This window comes from Pseudomonas sp. VD-NE ins (assembly GCF_031882575.1).
Taxonomy (GTDB): Bacteria; Pseudomonadota; Gammaproteobacteria; order Pseudomonadales; family Pseudomonadaceae; genus Aquipseudomonas; species Aquipseudomonas fluorescens_BZ.
Genome location: NZ_CP134772.1, coordinates 6136883 through 6156224, shown reverse-complemented (window position 1 = coordinate 6156224; position 19342 = coordinate 6136883). Strand labels below are relative to the sequence as shown.

Annotated in this window: 18 protein-coding genes and 1 pseudogene; 11 read left to right on the top strand and 8 right to left on the bottom strand. The window is 57.9% G+C overall.

Features of this window, described 5'->3' with window-relative positions; translation table 11 throughout:
• Nucleotides 1-72: 72 nt before the first annotated feature.
• Nucleotides 73-1263, bottom strand: coding sequence for a methionine adenosyltransferase (gene metK, locus RMV17_RS27500; protein ID WP_034153622.1), 1191 nt, complete (start codon nt 1261-1263; stop codon nt 73-75).
• 18 nt (nt 1264-1281) lie between these two features.
• A complete protein-coding gene (locus RMV17_RS27495) occupies nt 1282-2277 on the bottom strand; it encodes a metalloregulator ArsR/SmtB family transcription factor (RefSeq protein ID WP_311883953.1) in 996 nt (331 codons plus the stop codon).
• 270 nt (nt 2278-2547) lie between these two features.
• On the opposite strand from RMV17_RS27495, the gene tkt reads away from it, so the two are divergent.
• The 6 genes from tkt (at nt 2548) to fba (ending at nt 8887) form a co-directional block, all read left to right on the top strand.
• A complete protein-coding gene (gene tkt / locus RMV17_RS27490) occupies nt 2548-4545 on the top strand; it encodes a transketolase (protein WP_311883951.1) in 1998 nt (665 codons plus the stop codon).
• A gap of 150 nt (nt 4546-4695) precedes the next feature.
• Nucleotides 4696-5748, top strand: a complete 1053-nt coding sequence (gene epd / locus RMV17_RS27485) for an erythrose-4-phosphate dehydrogenase (protein WP_034153619.1) — start codon at nt 4696-4698, stop codon at nt 5746-5748.
• Between the two features lie 12 nt (nt 5749-5760).
• Nucleotides 5761-6924 carry a phosphoglycerate kinase gene (locus tag RMV17_RS27480; protein ID WP_108225103.1) on the top strand — a complete coding sequence of 388 codons (1164 nt, stop codon included), beginning with the start codon at nt 5761-5763 and terminating at the stop codon, nt 6922-6924.
• Between the two features lie 34 nt (nt 6925-6958).
• A complete protein-coding gene (locus RMV17_RS27475) occupies nt 6959-7180 on the top strand; it encodes a hypothetical protein (protein WP_007913756.1) in 222 nt (73 codons plus the stop codon).
• 57 nt (nt 7181-7237) lie between these two features.
• Nucleotides 7238-7570: an MliC family protein gene (locus RMV17_RS27470; RefSeq protein WP_311883945.1), complete on the top strand. Its 333-nt coding sequence runs from the start codon at nt 7238-7240 to the stop codon at nt 7568-7570.
• 252 nt (nt 7571-7822) lie between these two features.
• Nucleotides 7823-8887: a class II fructose-bisphosphate aldolase gene (fba, locus tag RMV17_RS27465; protein WP_311883943.1), complete on the top strand. Its 1065-nt coding sequence runs from the start codon at nt 7823-7825 to the stop codon at nt 8885-8887.
• Nucleotides 8888-9102: 215 nt separating this feature from the next.
• Here the strand turns inward: fba and RMV17_RS27460 are convergent, their stop codons facing one another.
• The 3 genes and pseudogenes from RMV17_RS27460 to RMV17_RS27450 form a co-directional block, all read right to left on the bottom strand.
• On the bottom strand, nt 9103-9453 hold the full coding sequence (locus RMV17_RS27460) for a hypothetical protein (RefSeq protein ID WP_311883941.1): 351 nt from the start codon (nt 9451-9453) through the stop codon (nt 9103-9105).
• 275 nt (nt 9454-9728) lie between these two features.
• A pseudogene (locus tag RMV17_RS27455) lies at nt 9729-9839 on the bottom strand (transcriptional regulator); the annotation flags it as partial.
• A 120-nt stretch (nt 9840-9959) separates the two neighbouring features.
• Complete coding sequence (locus RMV17_RS27450) at nt 9960-10322, bottom strand: DUF6124 family protein (protein ID WP_007913768.1); 363 nt, start codon at nt 10320-10322, stop codon at nt 9960-9962.
• Nucleotides 10323-10856: 534 nt separating this feature from the next.
• On the opposite strand from RMV17_RS27450, the gene RMV17_RS27445 reads away from it, so the two are divergent.
• Nucleotides 10857-11120: a hypothetical protein gene (locus RMV17_RS27445; RefSeq protein WP_311883939.1), complete on the top strand. Its 264-nt coding sequence runs from the start codon at nt 10857-10859 to the stop codon at nt 11118-11120.
• Nucleotides 11121-11291: 171 nt separating this feature from the next.
• On the opposite strand, the gene RMV17_RS27440 is transcribed toward RMV17_RS27445, so the two are convergent.
• Complete coding sequence (locus RMV17_RS27440; protein WP_093429873.1) at nt 11292-11960, bottom strand: polysaccharide lyase family 7 protein; 669 nt, start codon at nt 11958-11960, stop codon at nt 11292-11294.
• A 321-nt stretch (nt 11961-12281) separates the two neighbouring features.
• Between RMV17_RS27440 and RMV17_RS27435 the strand changes: the two genes are divergently transcribed.
• Genes RMV17_RS27435 through RMV17_RS27425 form a run of 3 tightly spaced genes read left to right on the top strand, consistent with a single transcriptional unit; the run spans nt 12282 to nt 15265 of the window.
• The gene (locus RMV17_RS27435) at nt 12282-14405 is read left to right on the top strand and encodes an EAL domain-containing protein (protein WP_311883937.1); all 2124 of its coding nucleotides are present in this window, start codon (nt 12282-12284) and stop codon (nt 14403-14405) included.
• A 44-nt stretch (nt 14406-14449) separates the two neighbouring features.
• A complete protein-coding gene (locus RMV17_RS27430; RefSeq protein WP_034153713.1) occupies nt 14450-14944 on the top strand; it encodes a M48 family metallopeptidase in 495 nt (164 codons plus the stop codon).
• 24 nt (nt 14945-14968) lie between these two features.
• The gene (locus tag RMV17_RS27425; RefSeq protein WP_007913779.1) at nt 14969-15265 is read left to right on the top strand and encodes a helix-turn-helix domain-containing protein; all 297 of its coding nucleotides are present in this window, start codon (nt 14969-14971) and stop codon (nt 15263-15265) included.
• 200 nt (nt 15266-15465) lie between these two features.
• On the opposite strand, the gene RMV17_RS27420 is transcribed toward RMV17_RS27425, so the two are convergent.
• The gene (locus RMV17_RS27420; RefSeq protein WP_038358715.1) at nt 15466-15918 is read right to left on the bottom strand and encodes a GNAT family N-acetyltransferase; all 453 of its coding nucleotides are present in this window, start codon (nt 15916-15918) and stop codon (nt 15466-15468) included.
• A gap of 254 nt (nt 15919-16172) precedes the next feature.
• On the opposite strand from RMV17_RS27420, the gene RMV17_RS27415 reads away from it, so the two are divergent.
• A complete protein-coding gene (locus RMV17_RS27415) occupies nt 16173-16910 on the top strand; it encodes an ABC transporter substrate-binding protein (protein WP_108225107.1) in 738 nt (245 codons plus the stop codon).
• A gap of 121 nt (nt 16911-17031) precedes the next feature.
• Here RMV17_RS27415 and yccS read toward each other — a convergent pair whose 3' ends face one another.
• The gene (gene yccS, locus RMV17_RS27410) at nt 17032-19224 is read right to left on the bottom strand and encodes a YccS family putative transporter (RefSeq protein ID WP_034153609.1); all 2193 of its coding nucleotides are present in this window, start codon (nt 19222-19224) and stop codon (nt 17032-17034) included.
• Nucleotides 19225-19342: the final 118 nt, after the last annotated feature.

Sequence of the window (19342 nt, the reverse complement as noted above, 5' to 3'; positions counted from 1 at the left end):
TCCCGGTTTCAGGCATGAAAAAGCCCCGCAGGGCGTGAGCCGTGCGGGGCTTTTTGTGCAGCCGGGAAGTTCTTACAGACCAGCAGCAGAACGCAGTGCGTCGGCGCGGTCGGTTTTTTCCCAGGTGAACGTGGTGAAGGTGTCTTCGCCAACGGTCTTGGTCTCTGGCGCGCGACCGAAGTGGCCGTACGCTGCAGTTTCCTGGTACATCGGGTGCAGCAGGTCGAGCATGGTGGTGATTGCGTATGGACGCAGGTCGAACACTTCACGCACCAGTTTGATGATCTTGTCATCGCTGATCTTGCCGGTGCCGAAGGTGTTCAGCGAGATCGAGGTAGGCTGAGCCACGCCGATCGCGTAGGAAACCTGGATCTCGCAACGCTCGGCCAGGCCGGCCGCGACGATGTTCTTGGCAACGTAACGGCCAGCGTACGCAGCCGAACGGTCAACCTTCGATGGATCTTTACCGGAGAACGCGCCGCCGCCGTGACGGGCCATGCCGCCGTAGCTGTCGACGATGATCTTGCGACCGGTCAGACCGCAGTCACCTACCGGGCCGCCAATGATGAACTGGCCGGTCGGGTTGATGTGGAACTGGGTGTCTTTGCTCAGCAGTTCGGCAGGCAGCACGTGCTTGACGATCAGCTCCATCACGCCTTCGCGCAGGTCTTTGTACGACACTTCAGGGTTGTGCTGGGTCGACAGAACAACCGCGTCGATACCGACAACCTTGCCGCCTTCGTAACGGCAAGTCACTTGCGACTTGGCGTCCGGACGCAGCCAAGGCAGCAGACCCGATTTACGGGCTTCGGCCTGGCGCTGTACCAGTTGGTGCGAGAAGGTGATCGGTGCTGGCATCAAAACGTCGGTTTCGTTGCTGGCGTAGCCGAACATCAGGCCCTGGTCGCCGGCGCCCTGATCTTCAGGCTTGGCACGGTCAACACCCTGGTTGATGTCTGGGGACTGCTTGCCGATGATGTTCATCACGCCGCAAGTCGCGCCGTCGAAGCCAACTTCGGAACTGGTGTAGCCGATGTCGCAAATCACGTCACGAACGATCTGCTCCAGGTCGACCCAGGCGCTGGTGGTCACTTCACCGGCAACGATGGCCACGCCGGTCTTGACCAGAGTTTCCACAGCAACGCGTGCGTGTTTGTCCTGGGCAATAATGGCGTCCAGCACCGCATCGGAAATCTGGTCGGCGATTTTGTCCGGATGTCCTTCGGACACGGACTCGGAGGTGAAGAGGGAGTATTCGCTCATCTCGATGTTTTCCTGAATTTACCGATGGTGAGTGTCGCCAGCCGGTCGCTGAAAATGGCGGACCTGGATCTGGAAACCATTACGTAAGCCTACATAGAGGCTTTCCCCGGGAACGAGTCCCGCAGCGGTGGCCCAACGGGCCAAATCGTCCTGTTCAAACCCCAACCACAGATCACCGCAGGCCTCCCTGGCCCAACTCTGGTTGTGGCTACATAACTCTGTCACGAGCAGGCTACCGCCCGGTTGCAGCAGGTCGGCCATGTGCTTGAGCGCATCGGCCGGTGCGGCGAAATGGTGCAACACCATGTTCAACACTACGCAATCGGCCTGAAGGCTTGTGCCGTTCAATGCATCGGCCAATTGCAGGCTGACGTTAGCCAGCTGTTCACGTTCACATACCTGACGCGCCAGTTCGAGCATCGCCGGGCTGTTGTCCAGCGCGGTTACGGTGCCGAAGCGACGCGCCAGTTCCGGCAGAAAAGCACCATCGCCGGGGCCGACTTCAATGGCCGTGGCTGCACCATTGAAGTTCAGTTTGTCGAGCAGGGCCAGCACGCTTTCGCGGTACTGCGGCAGGCCTGCGATCAAGTCTTGCTGGGCACGGAATTTCTCCGCGACCCGGGCGAAAAAGTCCTGACTGGCCGCGGCACGTTGGCCGTGAACCTGTTCGATCCGCAATTGCACATCGTCAGGCAGATCGAGGTTGTCGACTTCTTCTAACAATGCAGCGTGTAATTTGCCGCCGAGCAGTTCGGTGTGGGGCAGGGCGCGGCGATAGAAAATCGCGTTGCCTTCGCGGCGGGTTGCTACCAGATCAGCCTGTGCCAGTACCTTGAGGTGGTGGCTCATGCCGGACTGGCCAATGCCGAAAATCTGCGCCAGTTCCAGAACACCGAACGAATCGTTGGCCAATGCGCGCAGGACATTCAGCCGCAACGGATCGCCGCCGGCCTTGCACAGGGCCGCCAGCTCGTCGCAATCGTCATGGCGAATGGAAGGCACGCGTAAATTCATAGGGCCGCAGTCTAGAGACGGGGGGAATTCATCGCAAGGCCAATATCAAAAAGTTTTGATATTGCTCGATCAATGGCGCTTTTTATTGCACTTCTCACTCACCGGTTAACTCTACAAACGAGTAGCGGAAAGGTTTCACCAAAAGAAAGCGCCGCTATCCATTGGAAAAACGCCCCCGGATGACTATCTGTCATTGCCCCGAGGCGCTCCGGTGAGGGAAAATGCCCTCCTTTTTTCCGTTTCAATCTATTCACACCCAGGAGATCAGCGATGCCTAGCCGTCGTGAGCGTGCCAACGCCATTCGTGCCCTCAGCATGGATGCCGTGCAAAAAGCCAACAGCGGCCATCCCGGTGCCCCAATGGGTATGGCAGATATTGCCGAAGTGCTTTGGCGCGACTACCTCAAGCACAACCCGAGCAATCCATCGTTCGCCGACCGTGACCGCTTCGTGCTGTCCAACGGCCATGGCTCGATGTTGATCTATTCGCTGCTGCACCTGACCGGTTACGACCTGTCGATCGACGACCTCAAGCAGTTCCGTCAACTGCACAGCCGCACCCCGGGTCACCCTGAATTCGGTTACACCCCGGGTGTTGAAACCACCACCGGCCCACTAGGTCAGGGTCTGGCCAACGCTGTCGGTTTCGCCCTCGCTGAAAAAGTCCTGGCGGCGCAGTTCAACCGTCCGAACCACAACATCGTCGACCACCACACCTATGTGTTCCTGGGTGATGGCTGCATGATGGAAGGCATTTCCCACGAAGTCGCTTCTCTGGCAGGTACGCTGGGTCTGGGCAAGCTGATCGCTTTCTACGATGACAACGGCATCTCCATCGACGGCGAAGTCGAAGGCTGGTTCACCGATGACACCCCGAAGCGTTTCGAAGCCTACAACTGGCAAGTGATCCGCAACGTTGACGGCCACGACCCGGAAGAGATCAAGACCGCCATCGAGACCGCGCGCAAGAGCCCGCTGCCGACCCTGATCTGCTGCAAGACCACCATCGGTTTCGGTTCGCCGAACAAGCAGGGCAAAGAAGACTGCCACGGCGCTCCATTGGGCGACGCGGAAATCGCTCTGACCCGTCAGGCGCTGAACTGGAACCACGGTCCGTTCGAAATCCCGGCCGACATCTATGCCGAGTGGGATGCCAAGGAAAAAGGTCGCGCAACCGAAGCCGAGTGGGATCAGCGTTTCGCTGCCTACTCCGCTGCATTCCCGACCGAAGCCAACGAACTGGTGCGTCGCCTGAGCGGTGAGCTGCCGGCTGACTTCTCCGAGAAAGCCTCGGCCTACATCGCCGAAGTCGCGGCCAAAGGCGAAACCATCGCCAGCCGTAAAGCCAGCCAGAACACCCTGAACGCGTTCGGCCCGTTGCTGCCGGAACTGCTCGGCGGCTCCGCTGACCTGGCCGGTTCCAACCTGACCCTGTGGAAAGGTTGCAAGGGCGTCAGCGCTGAAGATGCCAGCGGCAACTACATGTACTACGGCGTGCGCGAATTCGGCATGACCGCGATCATGAACGGCGTGACCCTGCACGGCGGCCTGGTGCCTTACGGCGCAACCTTCCTGATGTTCATGGAATATGCGCGCAACGCCGTGCGCATGTCGGCGCTGATGAAGAAGCAGGTGATCCACGTCTACACCCACGACTCCATCGGTCTGGGCGAAGACGGCCCGACGCACCAGCCGATCGAGCAGCTGACCAGCCTGCGTACCACACCGAACCTCGACACCTGGCGTCCAGCCGATGCCGTTGAATCGGCCGTGGCCTGGAAAAACGCTCTGGAGCGCAAGGACGGCCCTTCGGCGCTGATCTTCTCGCGTCAGAACCTGCAACACCAGGAACGCGATGCCGGGCAGATTGCCGACATCAGCCGTGGCGGTTACGTGTTGAAGGACTGCGCAGGCGAGCCTGAGCTGATCCTGATTTCGACCGGTTCGGAAGTCGGTCTGGCGGTTCAGGCCTTCGACAAGCTGACCGAACAAGGTCGCAAGGTGCGTGTGGTTTCCATGCCGTGCACCAGCGTGTTCGATGCTCAGGACGCCGGTTACAAGCAAGCCGTGCTGCCGTTGCAGGTCAGCGCGCGTATCGCGATCGAAGCGGCTCACGCCGACTTCTGGTTCAAGTACGTGGGTCTGGAAGGTCGCGTGATCGGCATGACCACCTACGGCGAATCGGCTCCGGCTTCGGCACTGTTCGAAGAGTTCGGCTTCACCCTGGAAAACATCCTGGGTCAGGCTGAAGAGCTGCTGGAAGACTGATCCAGAAAAGATGTCGTCTGAGCTGACGCCTTCGCGAGCAAGCTCGCTCCCACATTGGAATGCATTTCCCTGTGGGAGCGAGCTTGCTCGCGAAAGCGTTGGTTCGGGCAACGTCGCACTGCCTGATTCACCACGGTAATCGAGAACCCCATGCCTCAACCGCGTCCCTACAAAGTTGCACTCAACGGCTACGGCCGGATTGGTCGTTGCGTCTTGCGTGCGTTGTTTGAGCGAGGCGAAAAAGCCGGGTTTGAAATTGTCGCGATCAACGATCTGGCGGACATGGCCAGCATCGAATACCTGACACGCTTCGACTCCACCCACGGCCGTTTTCCGGGCGAAGTGCGAGTAGAAGGCGATTGTCTGCATATTAATGGCGACTGCGTGAAGGTCCTGCGCAGTGCCACCCCCGAAGGCATCGATTGGGCGTCACTCGGCGTCGATCTGGTGCTCGAATGCTCCGGCGCCTACAACACCCGTGAAGACGGCCAGCGTTTCCTTAACGCCGGTGCGCCACGCGTGTTGTTCTCGCAGCCGATGGCCAGCGAGGCGGACGTCGACGCCACCATCGTTTACGGCGTCAATCAGGATTGCCTGACCGGCGACGAACTGCTGGTGTCCAACGCCTCCTGTACGACCAATTGCGGTGTGCCGCTGTTGCGTCTGCTCGACAAGGCGATCGGCCTCGATTATGTGTCGATCACCACCATTCACTCGGCGATGAACGATCAGCCAGTGATCGACGCCTATCACCACGAAGACCTGCGCCGCACCCGTTCGGCGTTCCAGTCGGTGATCCCGGTGTCCACTGGTCTGGCGCGTGGTATCGAGCGCCTGCTGCCGGAACTTGCCGGGCGAATTCAGGCCAAAGCCGTACGCGTGCCGACGGTCAACGTGTCCTGCCTCGACATCACGATGCAGACCGCCACGGCGACCGACGCCAACGAGGTCAACCGGATCCTGCGCGAAGCCGCCACCAGTGGCCCGCTCAAAGGTCTGCTCGCTTATACCGAGCTGCCGCACGCCAGTTGTGATTTCAACCATGACCCACATTCGGCCATCGTCGATGCCAGTCAGACCCGTGTTTCCGGCCCCAAGCTGGTGAACATCCTGGCCTGGTTCGACAACGAGTGGGGTTTTGCCAACCGAATGCTGGACGTTGCAGAACACTATCTGCAAACAGCAACTTCAAAAAAACCGTAGGAAGTGCGACCCATGACCGTGTTGAAGATGTCCGACCTCGATCTGCAAGGTAAGCGCGTATTGATCCGCGAAGACCTCAACGTCCCAGTCAAGGACGGTGTTGTCACCAGCGATGCGCGTATCCTGGCTTCGCTGCCGACCATCAAGCTGGCCCTGGAAAAAGGCGCGGCCGTGATGGTCTGCTCGCACCTTGGCCGTCCGACCGAAGGCGAATTCTCCGCCGAGAACAGCCTCAAGCCAGTCGCTGACTACCTGAGCAAGGCCTTGGGCCGCGAAGTGCCACTGGTGGCTGATTACCTGGGCGGCGTCGAGGTCAAGGCCGGCGACATCGTGCTGTTCGAAAACGTGCGCTTCAACAAGGGCGAGAAAAAGAACGCTGACGAACTGGCCCAGCAATACGCCGCCCTGTGCGACGTGTTCGTGATGGACGCCTTCGGCACCGCTCACCGTGCCGAGGGTTCGACCCACGGCGTGGCCAAGTTCGCCAAAGTCGCTGCTGCTGGCCCGCTGCTGGCCGCTGAACTGGATGCACTGGGCAAAGCGCTTGGCGCACCGGCTCAGCCAATGGCTGCCATTGTTGCCGGCTCCAAGGTCTCGACCAAACTCGACGTGCTGAACAGCCTGAGCCAGATCTGCGATCAACTGATCGTCGGCGGCGGCATCGCCAACACCTTCCTCGCTGCTGCCGGTCACCCGGTTGGCAAGTCGCTGTACGAGCCGGATCTGCTCGACACCGCACGCGCCATCGCAGCCAAAGTCAGCGTGCCGCTTCCGGTTGACGTGGTGGTTGCCAAAGAATTCGCTGAAACCGCAGAAGCCACCGTCAAGCTGATCGCTGACGTTGCGGCGGACGACATGATTCTGGACATCGGCCCGCAAACTGCAGCCAATTTCGCCGAACTGCTGAAATCGTCGAAAACCATTCTGTGGAACGGTCCGGTCGGCGTGTTCGAATTCGACCAGTTCGGCAACGGCACCAAAGTGCTGGCCCAGGCCATCGCTGAAAGCTCGGCGTTCTCTATCGCTGGCGGTGGCGACACCCTGGCCGCCATCGATAAATATGGCGTGGCTGAACAAATCTCCTACATTTCCACCGGAGGTGGCGCGTTCCTCGAATTCGTCGAGGGCAAAGTGCTGCCAGCCGTTGAAGTCCTGGAAAGCCGGGCCAAGGCCTGAGGCCGCCCGTTTGGCCAGGCAAAGGAGTGTTTACATGGTCAAGTCGTTAGCACTGTTGTTGCTGACCGGTACGCTGGCGGCCTGCGGGAGTAACCCGAAGGCCGAAGCCACGCCGGCGCCGAGCGAGTCGCAGAAGGGCTGCTATCAGGCCGACTGGCAGGCCGAAACCAACCCGGTGCTGAACAAGCGGTCCGGGCCGGACGGTCTGGACAAATACGAGACGCAAACCCCGGCCAAGGAACATGGTTGTCCTTGACGGGTCTGACTCTTTAACTCAGGGCTGGCGGCGTGCGCCGTCAGTCGAGGAACACGGATGAAAGGCTTGTTCGCCATTGCGGCGTTGGCATTGTTGGGCGGTTGCGCGCAGTTGAACCTGTTTCAATCGTCTGCTCCGGCGGACAACTGGACGACCTGGACCTGCGACAGCCAGGCCAAGGTGCTGTGGCGTTACGCCGATGCCGGTCAGAAGGAAGTCGACGTGCGACTGGGTGGCGGTGATCAGGTCTATCGCCTGAAAGAAGAGCCAGGCGCTTCGGGCACGCTGTACAGCGACGGCATGCTGGCGTTTCAAGTCAAGGGAGAGGAAGGCCTGGTGTACTGGGTCGCCACCAATGACCTGATCGGCCGCGGCTGCAAAGCGCAGTAATTGACACACCACAGTTCTAATGTGGGAGCGAGCCTGCTCGCGAAAGCGGTCTGACAGGCACTGCATCAGCGACTGCAAGATTGCTTTCGCGAGCAGGCTCGCTCCCACAGGGGATCTGTGCAGTTCTCAGGATTTTGCTTTATCGAATCACCAGACCGGGCTTCAACCCCCGATCTGCAATCACTTGAATAGCCGCCGCCGCTCCGGCAGGCTGGCACGATTAACGACCCTCAACCGGGAGAGACACACACAATGGCACTTATCAGCATGCGCCAGATGTTGGACCACGCAGCCGAATTCGGCTACGGCGTTCCAGCCTTCAACGTCAACAACCTTGAGCAGATGCGCGCCATCATGGAAGCCGCTGACAAGACTGACTCCCCGGTGATCGTCCAGGCTTCGGCCGGCGCTCGCAAATACGCCGGCGCGCCTTTCCTGCGTCACCTGATCCTCGCCGCGATCGAAGAATTCCCGCACATCCCGGTGTGCATGCACCAGGACCACGGCACCAGCCCCGACGTCTGCCAGCGCTCGATCCAACTGGGCTTCAGCTCGGTGATGATGGACGGCTCCCTCGGCGAAGACGGCAAGACCCCGACCGACTACGACTACAACGTCCGCGTTACCCAACAAACCGTGGCCATGGCGCACGCCTGCGGCGTTTCGGTAGAAGGCGAGCTGGGCTGCCTGGGTTCGCTGGAAACCGGCATGGCCGGTGAAGAAGACGGCATCGGCGCCGAAGGCGTTCTGGATCACAGCCAAATGCTGACCGACCCGGAAGAAGCCGCTGACTTCGTCAAGCGCACCCAGGTCGATGCCCTGGCCATCGCCATCGGCACCAGCCACGGCGCCTACAAGTTCACCAAGCCACCTACCGGTGACGTGCTGGCGATCGACCGCATCAAGGAAATCCACAAGCGCATCCCGAACACCCACCTGGTGATGCACGGTTCGTCCTCGGTGCCACAAGAGTGGCTGGCGATCATCAACCAGTACGGCGGCGACATCAAAGAAACCTACGGCGTACCGGTTGAAGAAATCGTCGAAGGCATCAAGTACGGCGTGCGCAAGGTCAACATCGACACCGACCTGCGTCTGGCCTCCACCGGCGCAATGCGTCGCCTGATGGCCACCAACCCGAGCGAATTCGACCCACGTAAATTCTTCGGCGCGACCGTGACCGCAATGCGTGATGTGTGTATCGCTCGTTATGAAGCGTTCGGCACTGCCGGTAATGCTTCGAAGATCAAACCGATCTCGCTGGAAGCGATGTATCAGCGTTATCTGAAGGGTGAGTTGAGCGCCAAGGTTAACTAAGCCTGAGCGTTAGACTGCTTTAAAAGAAACCCGCCGTGAGGCGGGTTTTTTGTGGGCGATTTTGTCGCCTGACGAAGTCATCTAAAAGTAAGAGCAACCCATAATGCTTCGAAGATTAAGCCGATCTTGCTGGAGGTGAAATCTCAGCGTAATCTGAAGGGTCAGCTGAATGTAAGGTTAACTGATTCACCCTGTTTCATAGGTAATAAAGGATGTCAGCCTTTTGTGAATCTGATTCCAAAGGATTGGCCTACATACGGTCCGCCTGCTTTAACGGTAACCGTACCTTCCAAGTTCCTGTCGGTTCCATCAGTTGATTTCATATCAATATTGAGAATGCTTGGGCCATGGTTTAGCTCATCTCTATTTTTGGCATCTGATTTCGCTTGAAGCTTAAAAGCCCAAGTGGATTTCGTGCAGGTGCCAGTGACGACGAAGTCAAGTCCGCAATAGTCCATGTAGCCGTTACTTATGTTGCCAGTTTGCTGGGCTGGATCGTCAAATCTGAGTGTGGCGGCATGTTCCTCGCCGGCGGCGTTAAATACGAAGCCATTGTAATTTTTCATGATATTTACCTTTTGTGTATTCAAGTATTAAGTCATATGGGTTGTCTCGTATTACGTCGATGAGATTAGGTGAGAAGTGTTTGCGGGTAACCTGTAATAAATGACAGGTTTTAATATTTTTTCGCTATAAGGATTCTGGTTTTTTAATAAATAAGGACGTGGCAAAAGGAGATAATGTCAAAATTGGACGGATTTGTTTGATTGAGATATCGGTGAAAGTGCAAAAAAAAGGGGCGGATTTATTTATCAAGATTTCGTCCCCTTTTGTGTGTCTTTGTCCCCTTTATTCGATTGTATCGTGTCAGTCCTTCTAGGTCGGCAAGCTGCGCCTGCGTCAGGCCACGATTTATACGTTTTTCGCGTAGTTGAATACCGAGACGGGTGATTAAAGGAGAGTCATTCCATGTTGCGCTACCGTCACATTTTGATGTCGATGTTGCGTATGCGGAACATTTAATCCATTTGGCTTAAGAAACCCGCCATGAAGCGGGTTTTTTTATGGGCGGTTATTCCTTCAGTTCAACGTGATCCAGCGCCTGATTCACCGCCAGTTCTCCAAGCATGACCACCTGCGCGATGCCTAGCGCGGTCTTGCGGTGTGAGGTATCGAGCATGGCGGCGAAGTTGTTGAGCATTTCGCTGGCTGAACCCAGGGTTTCGCTGGCGTTGGCCAGCAGGGATTCGGTGTTGTACTTCGGATTGGCGAGGTACATGGGTTCGGGTTTATGTGTGCTGGCCATGATGAAGGCGGACGGTTTGAGGTAATGGTCGAGGGCGCGTTCGGCGGCGTCGTTGAGTTTTTTCGAATCGAGGGATTCGTAGGGGGATGCGGGATCTGTTTCTGGCGGGTGCGGCGTTGATTTTGTCATTTGCTCGAAACCTGATTGGAGTGCCCCCGCTTTGGCTACTAAATCAAAGGGGAGGCAACTGTACGCAGGTTAGTAGACCGGGGTTTCGAGCAAGCCGGCGCACCCGAAGGTGCCCTGCGCACAGCTACCATCAAGCGCAGGTATGGAAATACCCGACTGACAGATGCTTGTGCACAACGCTTGAAACCACGGGCTACTAAACCCGATCACTGGAAATCAGTGACGCGAATCAAGTTACCGATGGCCCGCCAGGCGCACAAGCCGGCGGATTCTGGCGTACCCGTAGGCAACGACGCAAGCTGTTGTAGGCATCCGGAAGTAACCGCTGGATGGCTTAAACAACGTTGTTGAATGCAGACCGTCAGGTCCGCAGTGCGTTTGTTATCTTTTGTGTACAGAGTTCTGCAATTCACCGGCCAATTTAGAAGTTGGATAATTCCAAAATCGTATAAAAAACTGTCAGAAATTACAGGTGTCTTGGGGTTGTTTATAGTTGAAGATAGAGTCTCTTCAATCTCGTAAAGGAGTACGGCCATGAGTATCAGCGCAGCAAGCTTCACATTCGGTGCACGATATAAAGTCATCAGTAATTCTGGCGTAGAGATAGAGGGGATCGTGGAAGAGAATGATCCAACCTCTCTGTTGATTGGGCTAGGGGCGGATCCAAAACAAACAGTCCCTTATCAAGAGATTGCTAGTTTTGAGAAGGTTGAAATTGCAATTCAACAAAGAGGCGGAGCAGCGAATGCCAATGCGATTAAGGCAGCTGTTGCAGCTGGGAAGGGCAAGTATAAGTAAACGTCGACACAATGTTGATCTCAATCGTGATGCAAGTCCTTTACTTGACTCGCAATATATTGGTTGGCGAGTGTGTTAAGTGATTTTATTTTCGCGTTGAGTCATATCTTTTCACTTAGAAAATTAACCCGCCCAACGGCGGGTTTTTTTGCGTTTGATTGGTTGATATCACTATTTGTCGTGATCGATGTCGAGTTTGGAGAAGGTCACCTGCCCACCTTCACTGGTGTACCCCGTGTTGTCCTGCACATAAACCCCAGCCTTGAAATACAACGGCTTGTTGCGCCAAGTCGCGCTGATCTGTGAATCCCACTGATAACCCGCCGCACTTACACCCAACGCACCGCCAGGACTCAAGTGGATGAGGTAGTTGAATTCGCGATCCAGTTTGATCCCGGTCGCCAGCGTGATGACACGGCTTTCATCCTCATCCGGATGCATGCGCACCTTGATCACCAGGTTGCCGGTTTCAGTTTTGGTCTTGTACTGGTATTCGAGTTTGACCATCGGCTTCTGGCTTTCATAAGCATGGATCTGGCCGATGACGATCTTGCCGGAGCTCGGTACTTTGTTCACCGTCACGGTCGCGCGCAATGAATTGTCGGCGTCTGGGTAATACCAGTTGCGCAGGGTGCCGTTGCTGTAGGTTTCGCGCAGTTCGGTGCGCGGATAAATGGCGTTTTCGGTTTTTGACCCGGTAACCGGTGACCAGAAGAACAAGGTGCCGGTGTCGGAATGGAAGTACTGATCTTTGAAGCCGTTCACCAGTTTGGAGGTTTCGACGGTGTATGGCGGGCTGCCAACGGGAACGCTGAGGTTCCAGGTTGCGAGATCGATCATGTCGGTTCTTCCACTCAAGTTTCACTGCACGTGCGTGCCAGAAGCTCTAGCCCGCACGTTTTGGGGCGGCCTTTATAAGCGTAGAGGGAAAATTTGTTAACGCCCGTTTGGCAGATGATTGACGTCAACATCCTGTCGAAATGCCATCTCTGCCGGTTTCCGGGGGCTTCAGCGGTGACCGTTAGTCGGCAAACTCACGCTTTGGTTAAATGATGGCCTGATGACAGCTTCTGCTTTCTTGGATCCAGTACTAGAGTGAAGGCTCAGTATGTGTGCGGTTTTTACCGGAAACCGCCCGAAAGTCCCGACAAGAGAAGCAGCATGGAATGCGCGCAACCCCCGCCAGGTGAAGGCAGCTCTGTCCTTTTGATCGTTGATGATTACCCTGAAAATCTGATCAGCATGCGCGCGTTGCTGCAGCGTCAGGATTGGCACGTCCTCACTGCGGCTTCCGGCTTCGAAGCGCTCAATATTCTGCTCTCCCACGACGTCGACCTGGTGCTGCTGGATGTGCAGATGCCGGGCATGGACGGCTTTGAGGTGGCGCGCCTGATGCGTGGCAGCCAGCGCACGCGCCTGACGCCGATCATCTTTCTGACCGCCAACGAGCAATCCCAGGACGCCGTGATCAAGGGCTATGCCAGTGGTGCGGTGGATTACCTGTTCAAACCCTTTGACCCGCAGATCCTCAAGCCCAAAGTGCAGGCGTTGCTGGAACACCAGCGCAATCGCCGCGCGTTGCAGCGCCTGAGTCATGACCTGGAAGTAGCGCGCGCCTTCAATGCTTCGGTGCTGGATAACGCTGCCGAAGGCATTCTGGTGGTGGGCGAGGATGGTTTGATCCGCTTTGCCAATCCGGCGATTTCGCGGTTGTTGAATGCGCCGGTGAAGGAGCTGGAAGGTAAAGAGTTTCTCGATTTTCTACAGAAGCCGCACATTCCGCTGTGGGCCGATTCCGAGTTTTATGCCAGCTACAAGCGTGGCGAAACCCTGAGACTGCACGATGCCTTGCTGCGCACCGCGCCCGGCCAGCAAGTGCCGGTGGCCTTGTCCTGCGCAGCATTGCCTTCTGAGCAACATGCGATGGTGGTGACTGTGCTGGACATGTCGGTGGTTCGACACTTGCACCAGCAACTGGAATTTCAAGCGGTGACCGATCCACTGACCGGGTTGCTTAACCGCCGCGGGTTTTACCAGACCGTTGAAAACCTGCTGCTGCGCGGTGAGCGCAGCGACAGCAGTTGGGTCTTGCTGTATCTGGACCTCGACGGCTTCAAACGGGTCAACGATTCCCTCGGTCACGACGCTGGCGATCGGGTGTTGCGCTGGGTTTCCGAGCAATTGAAGGCCTGTCTGCGGCCGTTCGACATTCTTGCGCGCATGGGTGGTGATGAATTTACCGCGCTGCTGGATCTGGAGTTTCCCGAGCAAGCGGCGAAGATTGCCGAAAAACTCATCGAGCGGGTGTCGATCTGTCAGCAGATCGAAGGGTTGGACATCGCCCTCGGCGCCAGCATCGGCATCGCCACCTATCCGGACTGCGGCTCGAATCTCGACGGATTGCTGCGCGCCTCCGACATCGCTATGTACGAAGCCAAGCGCGCCGGGCGCCAGCAGTATCGTTTCTACGATCATGAAATGAATGGCCGGGCGCGCTCGCGGTTGATGCTTGAAGAGAGCGTGCGTGCCGCCATCGAGAATCGCGATTTCAACTTGGTGTATCAGCCGCAAGTGGCCATCGACAGCGGCCAGATTCGCGGTTTTGAAGCCTTGCTGCGCTGGCAGCATCCGAGCGTTGGCGATGTGCCGCCGGGATTGTTTCTGCCGCTGCTGGAAGAGGCGCGGCTGATCAGTCGCCTCGGCAGCTGGATTTATCATCGCGGTGCCGGGCAGCGCAAAGCCTGGGAAACCCTGTTTGCCGAAGACCTGGTGCTCGGCGTGAGTTTGAGCAACACCCAGTTCAGCCTGCCGAATCTGGTCACCGAGTTGCGCCAGGTCATGGAGCGGCACGCCTTGCAGCCTCGGCAACTGGAGGTCGAGGTCACCGAAGAAGCGTTGATGCAAAACCCCGACGAAACCCGCAAACAGCTGCGTTTGCTGCGCAATCTGGGCGTGCGCGTGGCGTTGGATGACTTTGGCTCCGGGCCCTGCTCGCTGGCACATTTGCGCGATCTGGAGCTGGATACCCTCAAGCTGGATCGCCATCTCATTGCGCGATTGCCGGACTCCAAACGCGACGCCTCGCTGGTCAGTACGGTGATCAGTCTGTGCAAACAATACGGCTTGCTGGTGATTGCCGAAGGTGTCGAAACCATTGAGCAATACCAATGGCTGCAAGCTCACGGCTGCGAGTACGTGCAAGGCTTCCTCGTTGCGCGGCCATTGATCGCCGAGGACGCGGTCAGCTTCGCCGAACCGTTTGACTGGAGCGCGCTGCCCGGTTGAATTCGCTACACTGGCGCACCTTTTTCGAACCGTGTCGCCCGTCCATGACTGTGTTGAAGTACCTCCAGGCCTACCCCGCGCAATTGCAGGATCAGGTGCGCCAACTGATCGCCGAAGGGCGGCTGGGTGAATACCTGAATCAACGCTATTCGGGGCGGCACGATGTGCAGAGCGACAAAGCGCTGTACAGCTACGCGCTGGACCTGAAGCAGGAATACCTGCGCAACGCCCCGGCCATCGACAAGGTGCTGTTCGACAACCGCCTCGACCTGACGCACCGTGCACTGGGTCTGCACACCACGGTTTCACGGGTGCAGGGCGGCAAGCTCAAGGCCAAGAAAGAGATTCGTATCGCCTCGTTGTTCAAGGATGCCGCGCCGGACTTTCTGAAAATGATCGTCGTGCATGAACTGGCGCATTTCAAGGAATCTGATCACAACAAGGCGTTCTATAAATTGTGCGAGCACATGCTGCCGGGGTATCACCAGGTCGAGTTTGACCTGCGCGTGTACCTGACGTGGCGCGATATGCAGGCTTAACCGTACGCAACCGGGAAGGTGGGGATGGACGTCAGCAAGACCAAAAGCAGTTTCTACCGCCGCTTGTATGTGGCGTACCTGATCGACAGCGGTCTGGCCCCGAGTGTGCCGACGCTGACCGAAGTGACCGGCATGCCCCGGCGCACGGCGCAGGACACGATTGCCGCGTTGGCGGATCTGGATATCGTTTGTGAATTCGAGCAGGAAGAGGGCGCACGTAATCATGCGGGGCGCTATCGGATTCGCGAGTGGGGGGCGATTGATCGCGGGTGGATCGAGAGGAATTTGCGGCAGATCAAGGCTGTGCTTGAGTATCCCTGAAGAGCCCCTCACCCTAGCCCTCCCGAAACGTCGGACCGCCCAGAGGGAGAGGGGACTGATTGGGGGATATTGGAGAGGTACGCCGACCTGAAAGTGCTGCTGTGAATCCATAATCGACACTGTTTTTCAGGTCGGCGTCTGGCTTCAGACACCACGGTCAGTCCCCTCTCCCACTGGGAGAGGGCTAGGGTGAGGGCTCTTCAGGCACGACGCATCCCGATATGTGGAATGTCATCCTCCAGATACTCCTCACCCGCCACAACAAACCCGTACTTGCCGTAATACCCCTGCAAATGCGCCTGCGCCGACAGATAGATAGGCACTTGCGGCCAATGCTTCTCGGCCTGCTTCAGCGCCTGCTCCATCATCTCGTGACCCAGCCCTTTGCCGCGTCCCTGTGGTGCGGTAATCACGCGGCCGATCACTACGTCTCCGCCCTGGGATTCCGGATCCAGCAGGCGCAGATACGCCATCAACTGGTCATCTTCCCAACCCATCAGGTGATAGGTATCGCCTTCCAGATCCTGACCGTCGAGGTCCGGATAGGCGCATTTCTGTTCGACCACGAACACGTCCGAGCGCAGTTTCAACAGCGCGTACAGCTGCTCCTTGCCCAGATCACTGTGATGTTTGCAGACCCATTCGATTGTCATTTGCCGATTCCTTGAACGTGTCGCCCGATACTAAGCGCCTGCGGCAAAGATGTCTTGATGGCGTAAGAGTCTGTGACAAAGGTCAAAATGCCATCATTCCTTTCTCGCAGCCTCGGCGACTTTGTGTAATCTGCTGGAGAGCCCTGTGCACTGGCTGCAATGAGCTAATGTTAGGGCCTGGGTTTTGCCGGTAAGGGGCCTTGGGGTTTTGACTGAAAACATGCTGGGCAACCTGCCCGCTAAGGATTTCAAGCATGCCGCGTTTGCATCGAGCCTTTGCTTTGACCGGATTGCTCTTGCTGGCTCAGACCGCTGCAGCGGACAAGCTGCGGCTGGTGTTTGATATCTGGCCACCCTTTACCGACGACACGCTGGTCAATGGCGGCCTGGCCACTGACATCGTCAGCACCGCACTGGCCCGTGCCGGTTATGCCAGCGGTTACGAACAGGTGCCTTGGGCGCGGGCGCTGCTGGGTGTAGGCGAGGGCCGCTACGATGTGTTGGTCAACGCTTGGTATAACGATGAACGGACCAAGCTCGGCCAGTTTTCCGGAGAATACCTGCTCAACCGCATCCGTTTTCTCAAGCGCAAAGACACGCCACTCGATTATTCCAATCTGCAGCAACTGCACACTTATCCGATTGCGGTGGTGCGCGGCTACGCCTATTCGGCGCCGTTCGATGCCGACACGGCGTTGCAGAAAGTCCCTGTGCATAACTTCGCCATGGCCGTGCGCATGCTCGCGGCGGATCGGGTCAAGCTGACGCTGGAAGATGAGTATGTGGCGAAATATTACCTGGCGCGGGAATCCGCCAAGGTGCGCAATTCAGTGGAGTTTTTGCCCAAGCCGTTGAGTGAGAACAGCCTGCACATTCTGGTGAGCCTGAAGAATCCGCAGCATGAGCAGATTGTCGCGGGGTTTGATAAGGCGATTGCGGCGATGAAGGCGGATGGGAGTTATGACAAGTTGTTGAGGCAGCATGGGATGTGAGGGTTGATCCAGAATCCTCTGTATGACTGATGGCCTCTTCGCGAGCAAGCTCGCTCCCACATTGGATTTGTGAATGACACAGAACAAATGTGGGAGCGAGCTTGCTCGCGAAGGCGTCCTGTCAGCCAGCGCTGATCTCACTGGTGTCCTTGATAAGATGCGCCGCTAGCGTCCGCAATGGCCCCAACTGCCGGCAAATCAACGCCAACTGCGTCTGCACCAACCGCTGTCCCTCATCAATTTCATCAGGCATCTGCTCCAGCTCATTGGCCAGCGCTTCTTCCTCGTCACTCTGAATCGCCACCGGCTGCTTGTTCGCCAGCCCTTGGGCGATTTCGTCGATGCTCGTTGCCAGCTTCACCCCGGCGCCATCAATCAAATGCTCACGCACATCCGCCGGCAACTGGGTCTCGCGATGCGCACCCAGCCCTGACAGATAACTCAGCAAGGTGTGCGACAGCACCAGAAAGCGGAATCCGACATCCGCTTCCTTACGGAAATGCCCCGGTTCCATGAGCATGTTCGCCAGCGTCGTCGACAGCGCCGCATCGGCGTTGTGCGCATTGCGCCGGGCCAGACGATAGGCGAGGTCATCGCTTTTGCCAGCGGCGTATTGCTGCATGATCTGGCGCAGGTAGATGCTGTTGCAGGTCAGGGTGTTGGCCAGCACTTTGTTCAGGCGTCGGCCCTGCCAGTCCGGCAGGAACAGGAATACCGTCAGGCCGGCGATCAGGCTGCCGAGCAAGGTATCGAACAACCGTGGCAGGAACAGTCCGTAACCGTCACCGACCTGGTTGAAGCAGAACAGCACCATGATGGTGATCGCCGCCGTCGCCAGGGTGTAGCGAGTGGTGCGGTTGGTAAAGAACACCACCCCGGCAGCGATGGCGAAGCAGGACTGCACCAACGGGCTCGGGAACAGATCGAACAGCGCCCACGCCACGGTCAGGCCGATGGCCGTGCCGAAAATCCGCTGGCCGAGTTTGCGCCGCGTCGCGCCGTAGTTTGGCTGGCAGACGAACAGGGTGGTGAGGATGATCCAGTAACCCTGCGACGGGTGAATCAGATGCACCATGCCGTAGCCGATACTCAGCGCCAGTGGCAGGCGCAGGGCATGACGGAACAACAAAGAGGTCGGCGTCAGCTGCGTGCGCAGGCGAATCCACACATCCTTGAGATTGCGCGGCGAGCGGTCGAGCAGGCTGCTGTCGGTCGCGTCGGCCAAGGCATCGGGATTACTCGCGTCGCTGAGCAAACGGTCGAGGGTGCCGAGGTTGGCCGCCAGTGCGCGCAGTGAGCGCAGCAATCCGCGCCATGCCGGGTTGCTCTGGATGCGCAGATGTTCGAGGGAGGCGTCGAGGTCGCTCAGGGCTTCGGCGAAACTCGCGTCGTAAATGAACGGCTGGCGCATCTGGATCGATTCGGCCAGCGCGCGGCAGGCCTTGCCCTGCTGGCGCAACAGGCGCTGGCAGCGGAACAGCACGTCACTGTGGAAGAACGCTTCGGCCAGCGCGTTGTACGGATAGTGCGAGGAACTGGCGCGTTCGTGGATGTCCTGAGCAAGGAAGTACAGCTTCAGGTAACGGCTGACTTTCGAGCCGGGGCGGCCGTTGCCGACGCGGTGCAGGATGATTTCCTTGGCACTGTTCAGCGCCGCCACCACGCGTCCGTTTTGCTGGGCCAGTTCCAGACGTCGCGCTTCGACGTCCATCTGTCGGATCGGCTCGAACAGCGACGATTTCAGCTTCAGGTAAAAACCCAATTCACGGAACAACCGCGCCAGACTTTGCTGTACCGGCTGGTTGGAAAACAGCGCCTGCCACACCACCGAGAGCAAGCCGTACCACGCGGCGCCGGCGACCAGCAGCATCGGTTCGTGCCAGAAATCGGTGACCGCGCCACCGCGCTGGTCAACACCGATCATCGTGTACACCGACAGAATCAGCGTCGCCGAGGCAATCGCGCCATAACGCTCGCCGAGCGCACCGAGCATGGTCAGGCCGAAACTGGCCAGCGCCAAAGCAATGGCAAACACGATGGGGTAGGGGAAGAGCAATTCCACCGACAGCGCGGCGATGCTGAAACACACCAGCGTCACCGCGAGGGCGTTGAGGCGGCCCTGCCAACTGTCGTCGGTTTCGGCCAGGGCGCTGGCGATGATGCCGAGGAACAACGGGATCAGCAGGCCCATTTCATCCTGATACCAACACAGCGCCATGCTGCCGGTCAGGGCGATGAACACCCGCACGCTGTAGCTGAATTTATCCAGCGCCCACAGGCGCCGCAAAGACTGACGAAACGAGGTCGAGGACATGAAGTGCGAAGGCCTTCCGAGGCGATGCCGCTAAATTGAGCCAGTAATGACGCCGACGCAATGGCGCCGATCACATCTGACAGCAAAAAGTGTTCCTTTGAGATCTTGTGCCGAACTA